The 17,779-nt window shown below is 35.1% G+C and carries 11 protein-coding genes, 1 tRNA gene and 2 rRNA genes (1 of these 14 cut by a window edge); 4 read left to right on the top strand and 10 right to left on the bottom strand.

Annotated features, from left to right (window positions below; genetic code table 11):
* The 3 genes from R1X58_RS00150 to R1X58_RS00140 all read left to right on the top strand — a co-directional run.
* A 23S ribosomal RNA gene (locus tag R1X58_RS00150) occupies positions 1-1,798 on the top strand (it extends 1,032 nt beyond the left edge of the window).
* A gap of 123 nt (positions 1,799-1,921) precedes the next feature.
* A 5S ribosomal RNA gene (gene rrf, locus R1X58_RS00145) occupies positions 1,922-2,030 on the top strand.
* Positions 2,031-2,109: 79 nt separating this feature from the next.
* Positions 2,110-2,182, top strand: a tRNA-Lys gene (locus R1X58_RS00140).
* Positions 2,183-2,248: 66 nt separating this feature from the next.
* Here R1X58_RS00140 and R1X58_RS00135 read toward each other — a convergent pair.
* Positions 2,249-3,871 (bottom strand): hypothetical protein, encoded by a 1,623-nt coding sequence (locus tag R1X58_RS00135; RefSeq protein ID WP_317293002.1) that lies wholly within the window; start codon positions 3,869-3,871, stop codon positions 2,249-2,251.
* A gap of 420 nt (positions 3,872-4,291) precedes the next feature.
* Positions 4,292-8,155 (bottom strand): two-component regulator propeller domain-containing protein, encoded by a 3,864-nt coding sequence (locus R1X58_RS00130; RefSeq protein WP_317293001.1) that lies wholly within the window; start codon positions 8,153-8,155, stop codon positions 4,292-4,294.
* Positions 8,156-8,369: 214 nt separating this feature from the next.
* Here R1X58_RS00130 and R1X58_RS00125 point away from each other — a divergent pair, with 214 nt between their 5' ends.
* Positions 8,370-8,873, top strand: coding sequence for a DinB family protein (locus R1X58_RS00125; RefSeq protein ID WP_240573448.1), 504 nt, complete (start codon positions 8,370-8,372; stop codon positions 8,871-8,873).
* 5 nt (positions 8,874-8,878) lie between these two features.
* Here the strand turns inward: R1X58_RS00125 and R1X58_RS00120 are convergent, their stop codons facing one another.
* The 8 genes from R1X58_RS00120 to R1X58_RS00085 form a co-directional block, all read right to left on the bottom strand.
* On the bottom strand, positions 8,879-9,112 hold the full coding sequence (locus R1X58_RS00120) for a DUF6095 family protein (protein ID WP_240573446.1): 234 nt from the start codon (positions 9,110-9,112) through the stop codon (positions 8,879-8,881).
* A complete protein-coding gene (gene murQ, locus R1X58_RS00115) occupies positions 9,099-9,920 on the bottom strand; it encodes an N-acetylmuramic acid 6-phosphate etherase (protein WP_240573444.1) in 822 nt (273 codons plus the stop codon). The genes R1X58_RS00120 and murQ overlap by 14 nt, the downstream gene beginning before the upstream one ends.
* Positions 9,921-10,050: 130 nt before the next feature.
* The gene (locus R1X58_RS00110; protein WP_240573442.1) at positions 10,051-12,261 is read right to left on the bottom strand and encodes an NADP-dependent isocitrate dehydrogenase; all 2,211 of its coding nucleotides are present in this window, start codon (positions 12,259-12,261) and stop codon (positions 10,051-10,053) included.
* Positions 12,262-13,109: 848 nt separating this feature from the next.
* Positions 13,110-13,460 (bottom strand): 50S ribosomal protein L19, encoded by a 351-nt coding sequence (gene rplS / locus R1X58_RS00105; protein ID WP_240573440.1) that lies wholly within the window; start codon positions 13,458-13,460, stop codon positions 13,110-13,112.
* A gap of 227 nt (positions 13,461-13,687) precedes the next feature.
* Positions 13,688-14,365, bottom strand: a complete 678-nt coding sequence (gene trmD, locus R1X58_RS00100) for a tRNA (guanosine(37)-N1)-methyltransferase TrmD (protein WP_240573438.1) — start codon at positions 14,363-14,365, stop codon at positions 13,688-13,690.
* Positions 14,366-14,438: 73 nt separating this feature from the next.
* A complete protein-coding gene (locus R1X58_RS00095) occupies positions 14,439-15,161 on the bottom strand; it encodes a dioxygenase family protein (protein WP_240573436.1) in 723 nt (240 codons plus the stop codon).
* Between the two features lie 11 nt (positions 15,162-15,172).
* Complete coding sequence (locus R1X58_RS00090) at positions 15,173-16,423, bottom strand: hypothetical protein (protein WP_240573434.1); 1,251 nt, start codon at positions 16,421-16,423, stop codon at positions 15,173-15,175.
* A complete protein-coding gene (locus tag R1X58_RS00085) occupies positions 16,416-17,729 on the bottom strand; it encodes a DUF4270 family protein (protein ID WP_240573432.1) in 1,314 nt (437 codons plus the stop codon). The genes R1X58_RS00090 and R1X58_RS00085 overlap by 8 nt, the downstream gene beginning before the upstream one ends.
* Positions 17,730-17,779 lie beyond the last annotated feature (50 nt).

The raw sequence follows: 17,779 nt of genomic DNA, 5'->3' as shown, positions 1-17,779 counted from the left end.
AAATGTATGCTAAGTTGAAAAAACGCGGTTGAACTGCTTTGACAGCTAGGATGTTGGCTTGGAAGCAGCCATTCATTTAAAGAGTGCGTAACAGCTCACTAGTCGAGCGGTTCGGCATGGATAATAATCGGGCATAAGTATACTACCGAAGCTATGGATTTATAATTTATTATAACTGGTAGGGGAGCATTCTAACAGGGTTGAAGGTGTGATGTGAGTCATGCTGGACTGGTTAGAAAAGAAAATGTAGGCATAAGTAACGATAATGCGGGCGAGAAACCCGCACTCCGAAAAACTAAGGTTTCCTCAGCTATGCTAATCAGCTGAGGGTTAGTCGGGACCTAACGCGAACCCGAAAGGGGTAGTGGATGGACAACAGGTTAATATTCCTGTACCTGCTCTTATTAAAAGTGACGGAGGCGTAAATTTGGTGCGAACTGACGGAATAGTTCGTTGAAGCGAGTGGTAACACCGCGATAGTACACTAAGGCTTCGGCTGCAGTGATAATCCAGAGTAGCGACTTCCAAGAAAAGCGAGAGAAGCAGCCCGTACCCTAAACCGACACAGGTAGTTGGGATGAGTATTCTAAGGAGCTCGAGAGATTCATGGCTAAGGAATTAGGCAAAATAGACCCGTAACTTCGGGAGAAGGGTCGCCCCACTCCGGTGGGGCCGCAGTGAAAAGGTCCAGGCGACTGTTTATCAAAAACACAGGGCTATGCTAAATTGAAAGATGACGTATATGGCCTGACACCTGCCCGGTGCTGGAAGGTTAAGTGGAGGGCTTAGGAGTAATCCGAAGGTCTTAAATGAAGCCCCAGTAAACGGCGGCCGTAACTATAACGGTCCTAAGGTAGCGAAATTCCTTGTCGGGTAAGTTCCGACCTGCACGAATGGTGCAACGATCTGGACACTGTCTCAGCCATGAGCTCGGTGAAATTGTAGTATCGGTGAAGATGCCGATTACCCGCTGTGGGACGAAAAGACCCCGTGCACCTTTACTATAGCTTAGTATTGGTTTTGGATAAGTAATGTGTAGGATAGGTGGGAGACTTTGAACCGGGTTCGCCAGGATTCGGGGAGTCATTGTTGAAATACCACCCTTTGCTTATCTAGAGTCTAACCCTCGACGAGGGGACAGTGCTTGGTGGGTAGTTTGACTGGGGTGGTCGCCTCCAAAAGAGTAACGGAGGCTTCTAAAGGTACCCTCAGCACGCTTGGTAACCGTGCGTAGAGTGCAATGGCATAAGGGTGCTTGACTGAGAGACCTACAAGTCGATCAGGTTGGAAACAAGAGCATAGTGATCCGGTGGTTCCGCATGGAAGGGCCATCGCTCAAAGGATAAAAGGTACGCCGGGGATAACAGGCTGATCTCCCCCAAGAGCTCATATCGACGGGGGGGTTTGGCACCTCGATGTCGGCTCGTCACATCCTGGGGCTGGAGAAGGTCCCAAGGGTTGGGCTGTTCGCCCATTAAAGTGGCACGCGAGCTGGGTTCAGAACGTCGTGAGACAGTTCGGTCTCTATCTACAGTGGGCGTTAGAAATTTGAGTGGATCTGACTCTAGTACGAGAGGACCGAGTTGGACTAACCTCTGGTGTATCTGTTGTCGCGCCAGCGGCATTGCAGAGTAGCTACGTTGGGAAGGGATAAGCGCTGAAAGCATATAAGCGCGAAACCCACCACAAGATGAGATTTCTTTAAAGGGTCGTGGGAGATGACCACGTTGATAGGCTACAGGTGTAAAGGCAGTAATGTCATAGCCGAGTAGTACTAATAACCCATAGGCTTATTGTACGCCTGTTTTTTTTAAGAGTACAGATTTTTTAAATAGTATCTAACCGATATGGTTCTTTTTTCAATATGTTAAAATATTAGCGCGTGATGCGCGGTTGATGTAAGTTACACCAACCTAAAATTTAAGGTGATTATAGCGACGGGGCTCACCTCTTACCATTCCGAACAGAGAAGTTAAGCCCGTTAGCGCCGATGGTACTGCCATTTGTGGGAGAGTAGGTCGTTGCCTTTTTTGATCCTCAGTCTTATAGAATAGACTGAGGATTTTTTATTATATGCCTTGTGTAATGACAGAGACACGAGCCATGAAAGACTAGGTAGCTCAGCTGGTAGAGCATAACACTTTTAATGTTAGGGTCCTGGGTTCGAACCCCAGCCTGGTCACAAAACTTCAAATATCAAAAAGCCTTTATCGATAATGATAAAGGCTTTTTTGTTTGTTTTAGAGAATTAATTTTTACCAGTAAACATATCTATTACTTGATAATCACTTTTTTTGATTTCTGTTTTTTCTCGTTTTAGTGATTTACCTATAATTGTTGTATTGTTTTTCGATTTCTTTTTGTCTACAAGTTGCATTTCTGTAATAAAACCATCACTAAATTGTTTTAATATTCTGGGATCTATTTCGTAGAGGTTTGAATGTTGTTTAGTATTAAAGCTTAGAAAATTACTTAATTTAACAGGGGTTTCTCTGGTGTGATATACGGTTATAATATATCTGTCGTCCTCCATTTTACTTCCCATACAGTTAAATCCCATTACAGTTTTATTTGGTAAAGCTGTCATTTTATAAGTTGGTTTATTGCTTTCTTTTTTAGTATCTGGTATAGGAAATAATTGAAGTATTGTATTTTCTTGTACTTCAGTTAGCATAATCATTGTCTTTAAGTTTGAGTCAAAAATCATAGTAGATTTACCCATGTCTTTAGATTTATTATCTGTTATTTGGCTAGCTTGATAATTGACTCCTTGTTTAATTAAAAAGACCATGTTTATTTCTTCTTTTTTATTAGATTCTATGATCATATTTGTTTCGTACTTCCAATCAAAATCATATGAATCGGGTAAATCTTTTACAGTAACTTTATGATTGTTGAGCGTTTGTTGATTGGATTTAACCATACCTTTTGAGTTATTTGTGTTGTAATCATCTTCATCTATTTCATTTTTTTCAAATGATTCTCCTCTTACGATATTACCCATTACTCCTTCCATAAGACCTTGGCCGGACATTTTAACTTCTCTAGCTTCTGGAAGATTTACTTCAACGGCACTGTAGTTGTAGTTTAGTAAGCTTTCTCCAGGAGATCGTGAAGCAATATTGACAGGATTTGTTGACTGATTAACTGTTGATATTTTATTATATATTTCTACAAGTCTGTCCTGGTCATCAAAAAGCACATAACTGCCGTCATAGCCAGGTTCATTTAAGAAGGTGAACTTGGTATAATTTTTTCCATTGAAACTCTGTTTAGACTCTTTAAAATCGCTGTATCTAAAATTTTCAGGTTTATAGATAAAAGCAAATTCTACAATGCCGTTGAATGGGTTTGCCGTCATACCTAAATCTTGTTGTTTTTGAAGCTGTGCCAAAAAAGGTTCAGGAGGGAGTTTATAAGCATCAAGTATCATAGTTGGTACCATCATACCTTGACTTTGTAAGGCTATAATAGAACTTTTGGTATATTCCCCATTATTGTTGGTATATATAAAACCTTCACTGTCTATGAATCCGGGTTGCGATTGTTTCGGATTGTCTAATCTTACAGCAATTGTATTTGCGTCGAAATATTGAGTTTGATTAAGATTGCCATTCTCATGCATTTTTATAATAACATCTTCTTTAAAGAATTTCTTTTTGTCTTCGGTATGTATCGCAAAAGCTTCGTTATTTGATGTCGTCTTTTGTGAATCGCTGTCTGTTTTATTAGATCCAGTGATGCCATCAATGGTAATTTCTGTTGTTTCAGTAACTACTTCATCGGTTTTTTTTAGGACTGTCCGTTCTACGGCCTGTTGAGCTTTTTCTTTTAATTTTTTTAAGAGTTGTGCTTCTGATGAATAGCTCATAAAAAGCATTATACTCAAGAAAAAGGTGAATCTTGATTTCATGATTGAGCGAATTAAAAAAAGAGAATAATTCCAAATTTTATATTTTCATTATTCTCTTTTTACCCTGATTAATAGCTTCTTTATATATTTTTAAGTGTCCTTATCGATTTTGATAGATTTTAAAACCTTGTTGTCAAGCATAATATTAAATATGTATTGTCCCTTATTTAGGTGATCAATACTTAAGTAGATAGTTTGATTATCTTCTTTTTTTATGTCATCAGTTTTGAACATTTGGTTCTTAGGGTAGGGAGATAAATAACTGATTATATTTTTTATTGCTTGATGTAAAATTATAGAAGAAGTAGAAAAAGCTATATCACGTATGTAACAGAAGATATGATAAATGTAACAAGGTATATAAAATGTGAACTTTAACTATTTCGAGCTGTATTCTGAAGGTGTTTGGTTGTGCTTTTCTTTGAAACATTTAATAAAATAAGATGGTGTATTGAAGCCCACCTGATAGGCAATCTCAGAAACTGTTAAGTCTGATGTGGTTAATAGTTTTTCTGCAAGCTTAAGCCGTTCAGATCTAATGAACTCAGTCGTTGTTAATCCGGTTAAGGCTTTTAATTTTCGGTGTAACTGCATACGACTCATGAGCATTTTTTTGCTAAAATCTTCCGAATTAAATTGACTATCAGTTATATGTTCATTTAAAACCTCCTGAATTTTATTAAAAAACTGTTGATCAACACCGGTTACGGCAATTTCATTCAGCTCAAAATTTTGACTGTAGCGTTGTTGCAGTTTTTGTCTGGATTCAATAAGATTACGGGCCTTGATTTTTAGTTTTTCGCTATGAAAAGGTTTTTCAATATAATCATCGGCACCGGTTTTTAGACCTTCAATTTCAAAAGTGGTTCCACTTTTAGCCGTTAATAATACGATTGGAATATGATTGGTACGCTCGTCTTGTTTTAAAGTCTTGCATAGAATTACACCATCGGTTTTTGGCATCATGACGTCGCTAATAATGATATCAGGAATAATTTTTAAGGCTTTTTTTATGCCTAGTTCCCCATTTTCGGCTTCTTCAATAGTGTAATCGTCTCGAAAAATAGAGTTAAGAAATATTCGAATGTCTTCATCATCTTCTACAATTAACATTAAAGGTTTCTCATTATTTTTTAAATTTTCCGATTGATTTTGTTCTTCTAAATCATCAAAGGTATTAGGAACAGGCTTGTTTGCAATTTCGTTAGCATTAAAGAAGGAACGTGCAATAGGAAGCGTTACTGTAAACTGAATGTCGTCTTCGTTTAATGTATGTGCTACAATATTACCATGTGATAAAACCGTAAGTTCTTTAACCAAAGATAACCCGATGCCAACACCATCGGATGATTTGTTATCCTGGTAATAACGCTGAAATAGTTTACTTATATTTTCATTGGATATGGTATTGCCATTATTAACTATTGTTATGATAATTTCTCCTTGCTGCTGACTGACATGGAAAGAAACTATTCCATTTTCAGGAGCATATTTTATAGCATTAGCAAGTAAGTTGGTTACAATTTTTTCAACCACATCCTTATCGAACCAGGCTTCGCGAATTGGAGAAATATTATAAGTGAAGTCTATATTTTTTTCTTCCGCTTTAAATTGAAAGCCTTTTACTAACTGCCTTAAGAATAATCCCAAATTATCCTGACTAACGGATAGCGTTAGGTTTCCCGTTTCTAATTTAGATAAATCGAGTAATTGATTTACCAGGTTTAAAAGACGCTTGGAGTTTCTTTGTACCAGTTTTAATTCATTTTTATCTGTATCAGAAAGTTTGGGGTTATTGAGTTGTTTTTCAACAGGCCCGGTAATTAATGTGAGTGGTGTTCTGAATTCGTGAGAAATGTTGGTGTAAAGTTTGGTTTTAAAACTATCAAGTTGTTTTAAGCGTTCGGTTTCGTCGTGCTCAAATTGCAATTGCATTTTAATATGCCATCGCCATTTTAGATAACTATAGACTAAATAACTTATGATAAGGAAAAGTAAAATATATAATATGACAGCCATAGTACTGAAATACCAGGGCTGTTGAATTGTAAAAGTGTAAGTGGCGGGTGTATTGTTCCAAACGCCATCGTAATTACAGGAAATAACCTTAAAAGTATATGTGTTTGGGGGAAGATTGGTGTAGTGGGCAGTATTGTTATTGCCAGATATTATCCAGTTTTCGTCATGATTAACCAGTTGGTATTTATATTGGTTTCGTTTTGGTTGTGAAAAGTGAAGACTTGAAAAGCTAAAGGTTATTGTGTTTTCCTTGTAGTTTAAATTTAAGCCGGATTCTAGCGCTCTTGGTTTTGAGAAAACTTCAAACTTTGAGATTATGGTTTTAGGTTTTATGGTGTTAAAAGTAAGTTGTTCGGGATGAAACCAGTTGATGCCTTCCAAACCACCAAAATATAACGTGTTATTCTGGTCTCTGTAATATGCACCTGTATTGAATTCTTTGGCTTGTAAACCATCATAAACACTAAAGTTTTCGAAATTTATATGATTAAATTTGCTAATGCCATTGTTGGTACTGAGCCATAGATTTTTATTATTATCAGGGAGTATACCGTAAACGACATCATTGGGTAAACCATTTTGACTTGTGTAGGTTTCAGTCGTGTTTTTTTCAATATCATAAACCTTAAGTCCATTTCCGTTTGTTCCAATCCATAAGGTGTTATTGTCGTAATAAAGCGATTTAATTTTGTCGTTTATAGTTTCAATTTTATCAATCGTTTCTGTAAAAGTATTTAACTTAAAAAGGCCATTATCATCTGTTCCAATCCAAATATCGTTATGGTTTCCAGTAACCAAAGCTCTAATATTATTAGTAATTAAATCGGAATTACTAGTATTATATTCCTTTATAATCCCTTTGTTTTTATCGAAAAGGATAATGCCATGGCGCTCTGTGCACAACCATGCCTGGAAGTCTGTTGTTTGAATAATTCGCCAAACAGTATGGTTTTTTAACTCAGGAAAATATTTAAAGGTACCATTGGTATCAAGAATATTTAATCCATAGCCTTGGTGCCCAATCCATAAGTCATTATTAATAAAACAGGTGCTTATAATTCGATTACTGGCTATATTAGAATTTTCTGTGGTATAGGTTTGATAAGTTTCCTTTTTTAAATCTACTACGGTGAGTCCCTTTCCGGATGTTCCTATCCAAATATTGTTTTGACGATCTGTGGTGATACAGCGTACCATATCAACATTTACCGATTTAGGAACCTGATTATTGGTTAAAATATTAAACTTTATAAGATGCGCATCGTAATAACTGGCTCCAGTACCATCAGAGCCGAACCAAATGGTTTCTGTGGAGTCTTCGTATAGAGAAAGCATATCATTATAATGAATGGCAAATGGGTTGTTTTTGTTGGCTTTAAAATTTTTAACGGTGTTGGTTTTAAAATCTATTAAATAAACACCGTTACCATATGTAGCAATCCATAACCTGGACTTACTGTCTATTAATAAATCTTCAATATTCAAATTTCCGGGAATATGGTTGTTTTCATATTTAAGGAAGGATTGAGAATCTTTTGGTTTGTAAAATAAACCATTACCAAAAGAACCTAACCAAAAAGTTTCATCCTGTCCTTTTTCAAGGGTACTGTAATTGGTTATTTCTAAATTTTCGACAGGAATGGTTTTATAATCGTTGTTTTTACCAATATGCAAAACAATTCCAGAGCCGGTGGCTACTAGCTTATTATCATCTTCTAAAAAGTGGTAAATGGTTCTGTTTTTATCTTCGTCATGAAGTAATTGAATAGTGTCCTTGGTATGAGCATCAATTTTAAAAACCCCTTTATTGTAGGTTCCTATATATAGATTATACTGTTTATCCTGAAATATGTTACTAACATCAAACTTAAGTTTTATGTGTTTGAAATCGTCAGTTTTAGGCTGATACAATTCTAGTTTTCCCGAATGCGTAATAATCCAAAGTCTATTCTGTTTATCAATATAAACTTTACCAAGTTTGCTGAAAGTAGATCGGGTAATGTCTTCAAACTGTTTATCGTAATGCTTAAAATCTCGTCCGTTATACCTGTTTAATCCATCCTGGGTGGCGAGCCATAAATAGCCAATACTATCCTGGGCTATGCTAATTACACTGTTTTGTGATAATCCGTCATTAATAGTTAAGGTTTTAAAAGAGAATTGTTTTTGAGGTGTAAAGGTGTCTGATTGAACTAAGGAAATTTCTTGTGCATATAACGACATGCAACAGTAAATTGCAAAATGCATCCATATGGTATTTGTAATTATTTTTTTGAAGTAAGCCACCAAACTTATGTAAGAGTTTTATGAAACAAGACTTACACCAATATAATGAATTTTAATAACTTATTTAATTATAGTAGTTTAGATATTAGTGGTTATAGATTAAATATTGTAAGTATTTTTTTAATTGATTAATTTGATTAAATTACAAACTATGAATGGCTTAATAGAATCTACTTTAAAAACTCTTGAAAAAACAGAAATTATTCTGGATAGTTTAACTAATGAACAATTAAGAGACACATCAATACCCCCTTATTTTTCATCTATAGGAACCCATATCAGGCACATATTGGATTTTTATGACTGTATTTTTAATTTGAATGCAGATAATAAAATTGATTTAACCGCCCGAAGTAGAAATAAAAAAGTAGAGCAGGACTGTTTAGAAGCTAAAGCGTACCTGAAATTATTGATAAACAATTTAAATACATTTAACAACCATATAAGTAAAACTGTTTTGGTAACAGATGATTTAGGGCAGGGAAAGATAGAAATCCCCTATACCATAGGGGCGTTATTATCGCAGGCCAACAGTCACACCATTCACCATTATGCTATTATAAACTATATTTTAAGCGGATTAGAAATATCTATTACCGATTTAGATTTCGGGTATAACCCAACAACACCTAAACCAGTATTTTTCTATAAATGAGTATGTTATTTTTTAAACATACTGGACATAATAATTTTAATGCCTTTAAATACTAAAAAGACAGCCATAGCACAAATAAGACTGGCAATAATTAACAAAGGAAGATAAAGTGAGTTTTCCTTGTCTGATAGGGCAAATGTTAATAAAACAGGCCCCATAAAAAGGCTTAATAAAGCAAATACTAATAATTTAATGCCTCTGAATAATACTTTTTTATCTGTTCTGTTAGTTTCTTCCATTGTTGTAGTTTTTTATAGCTGTGCGTACGTTTTTATATGTGTTTAATAAAGTTTTAGCTTCGTCTTCAGAAATATTGAGTTCGGCCATAATCATTTTGGTACCCCGGTCAACCAGCTTATTGTTGCTTAATTGCATATCGACCATCTTATTACCTTTAATATGTCCTAATTGAATCATGGTAGAGGTTGTAATCATGTTTAGAACAAGCTTTTGAGCTGTACCTGCTTTCATTCTAGAACTTCCGGTAACGAACTCAGGGCCTACAATCACTTCAATAGGGAATTGAGCAGTTTGCGATAACGGGCTATTGGCATTGCAGGTAATACAACCTGTAATAATATTATTTTTGTTACAGGCTTCAAGTGCTGAAATCACATAAGGCGTGGTTCCTGATGCGGCTATGCCCACCACAACATCTTTATCTGAAATAGTATAAGCTTGCAGATCTTCCCAGCCTTGAGTTTGAGAATCTTCAGCGAATTCAACGGCTTTTCTAATAGCTGTATCTCCTCCTGCGATAAGACCAATAACCAAATCGTGAGAAACTCCAAAAGTAGGTGGACATTCCGAGGCATCTAAAATACCTAGTCGTCCGCTGGTTCCGGCTCCAATGTAAAATAATCGGCCACCCTGCTTCAGTTTCTCGACAATTACTGTTACAAGGTTTTCAATTTCAGGAAGGGCATCTTCAACAGCATTAGGTACTGTTTTATCTTCCTTATTAATGTTGCTTAACAGTTCCTTTACACTCATTTTTTCTAAATGATTGTAATTGGAATCCTGTTCGGTTGTTTTAGTAAAACTCATGCACCAAAAATACACTTTTTTTTATTTTAACATTTTAAATTCACTTGTAGTTTCTGTCATTTTCTTAAGTTTAAAGAAATAAAAAAAGCTCCCATTTCTAGGAGCTTTTTTTATAAATGTAATAATTCAATTAAGCTAAAATGCTATTAAGTGTAGCACTTGGTCGCATTACTTGATTCACTAATTCTTCGCTTGGTTCGTAATAACCACCAATACTTACAGGTTTCCCTTGAATATCGGTTAGCTCCTTAATAATTTCTACTTCGTTTTCGGCTAATTGTTTAGCAATTGGCTCGAATTCAGCTTTTAAATCAGCATCTTTTGTTTGTTTTGCTAATTCTTGAGCCCAATACATAGCTAAGTAGAAGTGACTACCTCTGTTGTCTAATTCACCAGCACTTCTTGATGGTCCTTTTTTGTTTTCTAATAAAGAACTTGTTGCGTCATCTAAAGTTTCACTTAAAACTTTAGCTTTTGCGTTATTGTTAACTTCGCTAAAGTGCTCTAAAGAAACTGCAAGTGCTAAGAACTCTCCTAAAGAATCCCAACGTAAGTGGTTTTCTTCTAATAACTGTTGTACGTGTTTAGGAGCCGATCCACCAGCACCTGTTTCAAATAAGCCACCACCATTCATTAAAGGAACAATAGATAACATTTTTGCACTGGTACCAACTTCTAAAATCGGGAATAAATCGGTTAAGTAATCACGTAATACGTTCCCTGAAACAGAAATGGTATCTAAACCGTCTTTAAGTCTTTGGCAAGTGAATTTTGTAGCTTCAATTGGCGATAAGATTCTTAAATCTAATCCGGTTGTATCGTAATCTTTTAAGTAGGTATTTACTTTTTTGATTAACTCGGCATCGTGAGCTCTGTTTTCGTCTAACCAGAATACTGCAGGAGTTTCTGAGGCTTTAGCTCTGGTAACAGCTAATTTTACCCAGTCCTGAATAGGTGCATCTTTAGTTTGACACATTCTCCAGATATCGCCTTCTTCAACGTTGTGCTCTAATAAAGTATTTCCGTTCGCATCAATAACAGATACTTTTCCGTTAGATGCGATTTCGAATGTTTTATCGTGTGATCCGTATTCTTCAGCTTTTTGAGCCATTAAACCAACGTTAGGAACAGTTCCCATAGTGGTTGGATCGAAAGCACCGTTTTCTTTACAGAAATCGATAGTTGCAGCATAAACACCTGCATAGCTACTATCTGGAATTACTGCTTTAGTATCTTGTAATTTACCTTCAGCATTCCACATTTGCCCAGATGTACGAATCATGGCAGGCATAGACGCATCGATAATAACATCACTTGGTACGTGTAAGTTAGTAATGCCTTTATCACTGTTTACCATAGCTAAAGCTGGTCCGTTAGCAAAAACAGCGTCGATATCAGCCTGAATTTCGTTACGTTTTACTTCTGGTAACTCTTGTATTTTTTCAACTAAGTTTCCAAAACCACTGTTTACGTCAACACCAATTTGCTCTAAAGTTTCTCCATGCTTAGCGAATACATCTTTAAAGAAGATTTTTACAGCGTAACCAAAAATAATAGGGTCACTAACTTTCATCATGGTTGCTTTCATATGTAATGAAAACAATACATTGTTAGCTTTAGCATCGGCTACTTGGTTTTCAAAAAAGCTGATTAAAGCTTTTTTATTCATTACTGTAGCATCAATAATTTCACCTTTTTGAATAGCGAAGCTATCTTTTAATACTGTTTCAGTACCATTATCGTCTGTATGAACAATTTTAATAGTTGTTGCTTCCGGTAAGGTTAATGATTTTTCATTGTGAGCGAAATCACCAGATTCCATAGTTGCTACATGCGTTTTAGAATCTTTTGTCCAGGCACCCATAGAGTGTGGATTGTTTTTTGCGTAGTTTTTAACGGCCTTAGGAGCACGTCTGTCTGAGTTACCTTCACGTAATACTGGGTTTACAGCACTACCTTTAATTTTGTCGTAACGTGACTTTATATCTTTTTCAGCATCGTTTGCTGGCTCATCAGGGTAGTTAGGAATAGCAAACCCCTGAGCTTGTAATTCTTTTATAGCGGCTTTTAACTGCGGAATAGAAGCACTGATATTAGGTAATTTAATAATGTTTGCTTCTGGCTTCTTTGCTAATTCACCTAGTAGTGCTAAATCATCTGAAACTCTTTGATCTTCGTTTAAAAAGTCAGGGAAAACAGCTAAGATTCTAGCGGCTAAAGAAATATCTTTAGTTTCGATATTAATTCCTGAAGATTTAACGAAAGCTTTAACAATAGGTAAGAATGAACGCGTAGCTAAAGCTGGAGCTTCATCAGTTTTTGTATAAATTATATTAGACATTACTTGAGTGATTTTTTTAAATTTTACTTAGTTTAATGAATTAGAAAAAACTTAGGTATTTTTTTCGAGTTGCGAATATACAAAAATAGATGATTATTTATGATTAATCGTTTAAACTAAAAGGGTTCCAAGAGGAAGTTTTTAGAGAACCTTAAAAAAGAAGGAAAGCACTACGAATTTTTTAAAGAAAAGGGCAGGTAACTAAAAAAACAAAAGCCATATCACTGCAGAATTTAATCTACTCTGACATGGCTTTCTTAAAATAGCAGGACTTAATCAATTAGATTTCGCTAAATCAGTTCAAATTTTCATTAAACCTTTACAATTCAAGTGTTGCTATTTTAAATGAAACATTTCATGTAATTTTCAAAATGTATTGACCTATTACTAAATGTTCCGAAAAATTGTTTTTCTTGATGCATTTACTTTTTACTATTCGCTACTAACGATAAGCTTTTATAAAGCATTGTCTTGTAACAAACGCATGATTGGTTTAGAATCGTGGTTTTGTTTAGACTTTCAATTATTCAGTGTCTATTTATTTCTAAATAGTCTTTTATAATCTCATGGTTTCTTGGTACATGCTTACACATGATACGGTAAAAACCTCAAAAAACAATTAAAAATGTGAACGTTATCTTATTTAGTTTATAACGTACAACAGGTGTTTCGCAAAGCAACCTGCTGATTTATTATTAACTTATGCTAATATACATCAAAAAATAAAGAATTGCAATTTTTTTAACCATTTAATTATCAACTTATTATAAACACAAGTTGTGAACAATTGTTAATAAAAAAAGCCTTGATATAAATCAAGGCTTTTCGATGCTTTTAAAGGCGACAGATTAGTGTCTACGCTCTTTAATTCTAGCTTTTTTACCAGTAAGTCCTCTAAAGTAGAAAATTCTAGCTCTACGAACTTTACCACGTTTATTAACTTCAATTTTTTGTAATGCTGGTAAGTTAATAGGGAAGATACGCTCTACACCTACAGTTCCAGACATTTTTCTAATTGTAAAAGTTTCAGATGCACCTGAACCTCTTCTTTGAATAACAACACCTCTAAAGAACTGAGTACGTGTTTTGTTACCCTCTTTAATTTCGTAATACACAGTAATTGTGTCTCCAGCTCCAAACTCTGGAAAGTCTTTTTTTGCTACAAATTCGTCTTGTACAAATTTTACTAAAGATTCCATATCTTTATTTTTTAAATAGTTAATTCAGAACAACATACACGATTTTCGCCAGAGGTTAACCCGAAACAGGGTGCAAAGATAATTAAAAAGTTATAAGTTAAAAGTATAAATTTAAAAGTTTTATGCTTTTTTAGGGTGTTACCCTGCGCTTAGGCTACGGGTTAGGCTATACGCTATATCTTTTGCGCTGCAAAAGGATGTCACTGCCATCCTTAACACCAAATAAATTATTCATCCAGTAAATCGGGACGTCGTTCTTTGGTTCTTTGGTAAGCCTGGTCTTCACGCCATTTTTCAATTTCAGGAAGATTACCACTAAATAAAAGTTCGGGAACTTTCCAACCTTTGTATTCTCGAGGCTTGGTATAAATAGGTGGTGCTAACAGATTATCCTGAAAAGAATCGGTTAGGGCAGAGGTTTCATTTCCTAAAACACCAGGTATTAAACGAATAACAGCATCGCATAAAACAGCAGCACCTAACTCTCCGCCAGACAACACATAATCACCAATAGAGATTTCACGTGTTATAAAATGATCTCGTACTCGTTGGTCTACACCTTTGTAATGTCCGCAAAGAATAATAATGTTTTCTTTCAATGACAACTGATTGGCAATACCTTGTTTTAAGGTTTCACCATCGGGCGTCATATAAATAATTTCGTCGTAATCGCGTTCTTCTTTTAATGCCGAAATACATTTGTCGATAGGTTCAATCATCATTACCATACCTGCACCACCACCAAACTGGTAATCGTCTATACTTTTATAATTATCGGTCGCAAAATCACGTAAATTATGAAAGTGAACTTCAACCAAATTAGCTTCGATAGCACGTTTTAGAATTGAGGCTTCAAACGGACTTCTTAATAATTCAGGTAAAACAGTTATAATATCTATGCGCATGATGTTTTTTTAAGAAGTGCAAAGATAATTGAATTAAAGTATTTTCGGCATGTCTTTCACGACGAGATTATAATTATACCACAATTGTTTTAGTTAAGGTATAACCATTGGTTGTATCTCCTGTTACGGAATCTGCCATGTTATCCTCTAAACTATCTGAAAACACATTATCGTTTTCATTAAGCATATTGGCTGTTCCTTTATACGCACTCGTACTGTAAACCGTGTCGCAAATCGATTTAGGGAAGGCAATTTGGGTCACACGAATAGAACTTCCGTTAGTTTTTAAAACTTCAATATGAATATGCGGCGCTCTACCATTGTACCAGCCCGGAAAAATACTAATAAATGATACTTGTCCGTTGCTGTCGGTGGTTTGACGACCTCTTAAAAAGTGCACATTGGTATAGTTTGTCGATTGCATACCGGTTCCACCATATTCTGAGTAGTTGCCGTCGGCATCACAATGCCAAAGATCAACATAAACACCTGCTAAAGGAGCACAATCTTCACTTTGATCCTGAACGGTTATATTAATAAGCATGGCAACTCCATCGCGATCGCCTACAATATTTTCTCTTACCAAATCGGCAGGAGTCTTAATAGGGAAAGGTCCTGCAGTTTCACTTGGGGATAAGGTACAATCTCCAGATCCTGAAGAGTTGCTTCCGTCTGTAGCGTTATCATTCGTAGCATCAATACTATCGTCTTTTGTGCATGAGTTCATTGCTGTAGGTAAGGCTACAATTGTGCCCAAGCCTAACAATCCGTTTTTAAGAAATTTTTTTCTGTCCATAATATTCAAGTTTAATAAAATTTACTTTTTTGAAACCATATACCTTCCAAACTTAAATTGATTGAAAGTAAATGGTAATGCTCTTTAATGAGTCCGTTGGTTATTTGTCCTTTACTGCCATAGGTGTATCCAATATTTAACATAGAGCTTGTTCCATTATTAAAAGGTATTCCTAAGCCAAAATTGAAGGTTGAATTTTTTATACGATAATCATTAACTTCCAGATTTCCGTTAGAGAATTTATAACCTGCACGGTATTCCATGTTTTTAAAGAACTTTCCAGGTTTTTTGTCTGCGGCATACTCTAAACCAAAACCAAATACATCCTGATCGACATAATTCCCTAATTGATCACTTTGGTTGGTTTCGCTCCATAAACTCTTCTTGTAGTCCAGGTTAAGATTCAGATACTTTTTGAAAGTTGTTTTTAATCCCAAAGCATATTCTAAAGGCAATTTAAAAGCATCAATATCTTTTTCGTAGGTTTCACTTAAATCGGTGTTTCCATCGGCATCATATAAGTTAACCGTACTTTCTTTGCTTCCGTTTAGACTAACTGGTAAATTTACTGTAGCTCCAAATGCCACTGTTTTTAAAAAATCATACTGTAAGCCTGCTCCTAAACGAAACCCGGAATAATTACTAACATCTTCAATAATTAAATTATTGGAAGGTAAATAATCGGTTTCGGTTTGTTCTATTTTTCCAAATAAAGCCGATCCGGTAATACCTAATCTGAAATTATTTGTAATGGAATATCCATAATTCAATTTCAAGTCATTAATACCACCATTACCTGTTATATCGGTTAAAAAATAACCATTTTCGCTACCTTCAATATTCGATTTGATATTTGAAATGGTATAGCCTACACTGGTTAGCGGAATTAATGTAACTCCAAAACCTGAGTGTTTTGTAACCGGAAAAGCAAAAGCAATGTTTGAAAAATTAGCTATGATGTTTGAATTGCTGCTGCCACCTTCTGCAAGCGTATTGGTTTCAGCTTTAAGTCCGAAATCAAAGAAAAAGGAATTTAAAGGAACAGCTCCAAAAGAGGCCGGATTAGAACTGTTTATAAAGGTATTTGAAGGCATGGCAATGGCAAGCCCGTCTAAACCATTAACTTTACCAGTACTCACCTCATTACTTACTCCTAAACCGTATAACGAGTAGGGCGAACTTGATAGCGAGTTGGTTTGTGCTATTACCTTACTCGATAAGATTACAGTTGCTGTTATTATTAAAACTATATATTTATTCATCGTAGCTTGCATAGGTTATTTCGAGTTTCGATTTTAAATTATCGGTGCTGTTATTACCATAGAAAACATATCGGTTTACAGACTGAGTGAAATCTTTTGGATAAACAGCTAAAAACAAGTTGTCACTGTTGTTATTGGTTAATTTTAGGTTTAAAAAGTACTTAACAGGAATGTTATAGGTCGTGATGTTGAATTCGGTATCTTCATCGATAATGGTTCCTAAAACGGTAGCCCCCTGGCTATCGGTTAAGGTGCTTATTAAATTTGCTTTTTTATCAATAATGTAAACCGAAAGAGAATCTGTGGTATACAGGTTTTTCGTGTTTGAATTCTGTTTTATTGACAATTTAATATTGGCATTGGCAATCGCCCCTGTGCCTGGAATATCGTAAAGGGTTTCAAGATTTGGAATGTCAATACGGGTGGCAATACCTGTTCCTCCCTGCGTAAAGGTATTTTCGTTGGTTTTTGAACTTTCTAAATAGGTTGTTTGATTCGTTAGATTTTCAAAAGCGGTTCCCGTTTTATTACTGGATACATTGTGAAAACTATTTGTAGAATTAAAGGTTAAATCGAAAGCGCTTTCATCGGCATCAAGCTCCTCGTCAACGGTGTAATATACACGAACTACGCTTGATTTTAAAAATCCTAACATTGCAGAATTGTTAATGTCGGCATCTATAAGTATCCCTTTGTAAGCTTGTTGAAAGTCGTCGGAATTATTGATTGTATTATTTAAAATCTGATCGAATAATTCCTTTCCGAAATTGTCACTTATTCTAATATGTAATGAATCTTCTTTTTTAGGTTTTGCAATAAACGTTTTCGTTCCTAAAATTGTAGAATCAATTTTAAAAGTTGAAGTGTTATAATAGCTTTCTGCATCTTCCTGATATTCGATGTCTTCAGTTACTTTATAAATGTTAAAGGTTTGTTGAGGAATGGTATCGTTATAGAAATAGTCGTCGTATTTTAAAATAACAGCAATAGAATCGTAAACAGCATCGCTGTCCAGGCTGTATTCGGTATTATCTAATTGTATGTAGCTTTTGCTTTTTACTGTGCCAAAAACAGGATCGTTGTAAGCGCCAACCAAAAGTCTTTCGGTTCCAGAAACAATAATAGAATCAAATTTAAATGTACTGGTATTTAAAGTAAGTGTGTCGATAAAATAAACATTAGTATCAAGGTTTATCCAGTCTTCACCTACAGGGAAATTTTCTTCATCCTTACTGCAGGCAGCAACACAAAAGCACAATAAAATAATTGTGAGTATAGGAAGTGTAAAAGTTTGTTTGATTGTCATATTAAATTAGAATTTAAGCGAACATATATAATAGATGAAGGCGGGTAAAA

Origin of the sequence: Aestuariibaculum lutulentum (genome assembly GCF_032926325.1) — a bacterium.
GTDB classification, from domain to species: Bacteria; Bacteroidota; Bacteroidia; order Flavobacteriales; family Flavobacteriaceae; genus Aestuariibaculum; species Aestuariibaculum lutulentum.
Note: the sequence above shows the minus strand (reverse complement) of the source record. Positions and strands in the feature narration are given on the sequence as shown.

Coding starts and splice junctions, on each gene's coding strand:
- R1X58_RS00135 (WP_317293002.1), bottom strand. CDS start 3,871: ATGAGCTATTCATCAGAAGCACAACTCTTAAAAAAATTAAAAGAAAAA.
- R1X58_RS00130 (WP_317293001.1), bottom strand. CDS start 8,155: ATGTCGTTATATGCACAAGAAATTTCCTTAGTTCAATCAGACACCTTT.
- R1X58_RS00125 (WP_240573448.1), top strand. CDS start 8,370: ATGAATGGCTTAATAGAATCTACTTTAAAAACTCTTGAAAAAACAGAA.
- R1X58_RS00120 (WP_240573446.1), bottom strand. CDS start 9,112: ATGGAAGAAACTAACAGAACAGATAAAAAAGTATTATTCAGAGGCATT.
- murQ (WP_240573444.1), bottom strand. CDS start 9,920: ATGAGTTTTACTAAAACAACCGAACAGGATTCCAATTACAATCATTTA.
- R1X58_RS00110 (WP_240573442.1), bottom strand. CDS start 12,261: ATGTCTAATATAATTTATACAAAAACTGATGAAGCTCCAGCTTTAGCT.
- rplS (WP_240573440.1), bottom strand. CDS start 13,460: ATGGAATCTTTAGTAAAATTTGTACAAGACGAATTTGTAGCAAAAAAA.
- trmD (WP_240573438.1), bottom strand. CDS start 14,365: ATGCGCATAGATATTATAACTGTTTTACCTGAATTATTAAGAAGTCCG.
- R1X58_RS00095 (WP_240573436.1), bottom strand. CDS start 15,161: ATGGACAGAAAAAAATTTCTTAAAAACGGATTGTTAGGCTTGGGCACA.
- R1X58_RS00090 (WP_240573434.1), bottom strand. CDS start 16,423: ATGAATAAATATATAGTTTTAATAATAACAGCAACTGTAATCTTATCG.
- R1X58_RS00085 (WP_240573432.1), bottom strand. CDS start 17,729: ATGACAATCAAACAAACTTTTACACTTCCTATACTCACAATTATTTTA.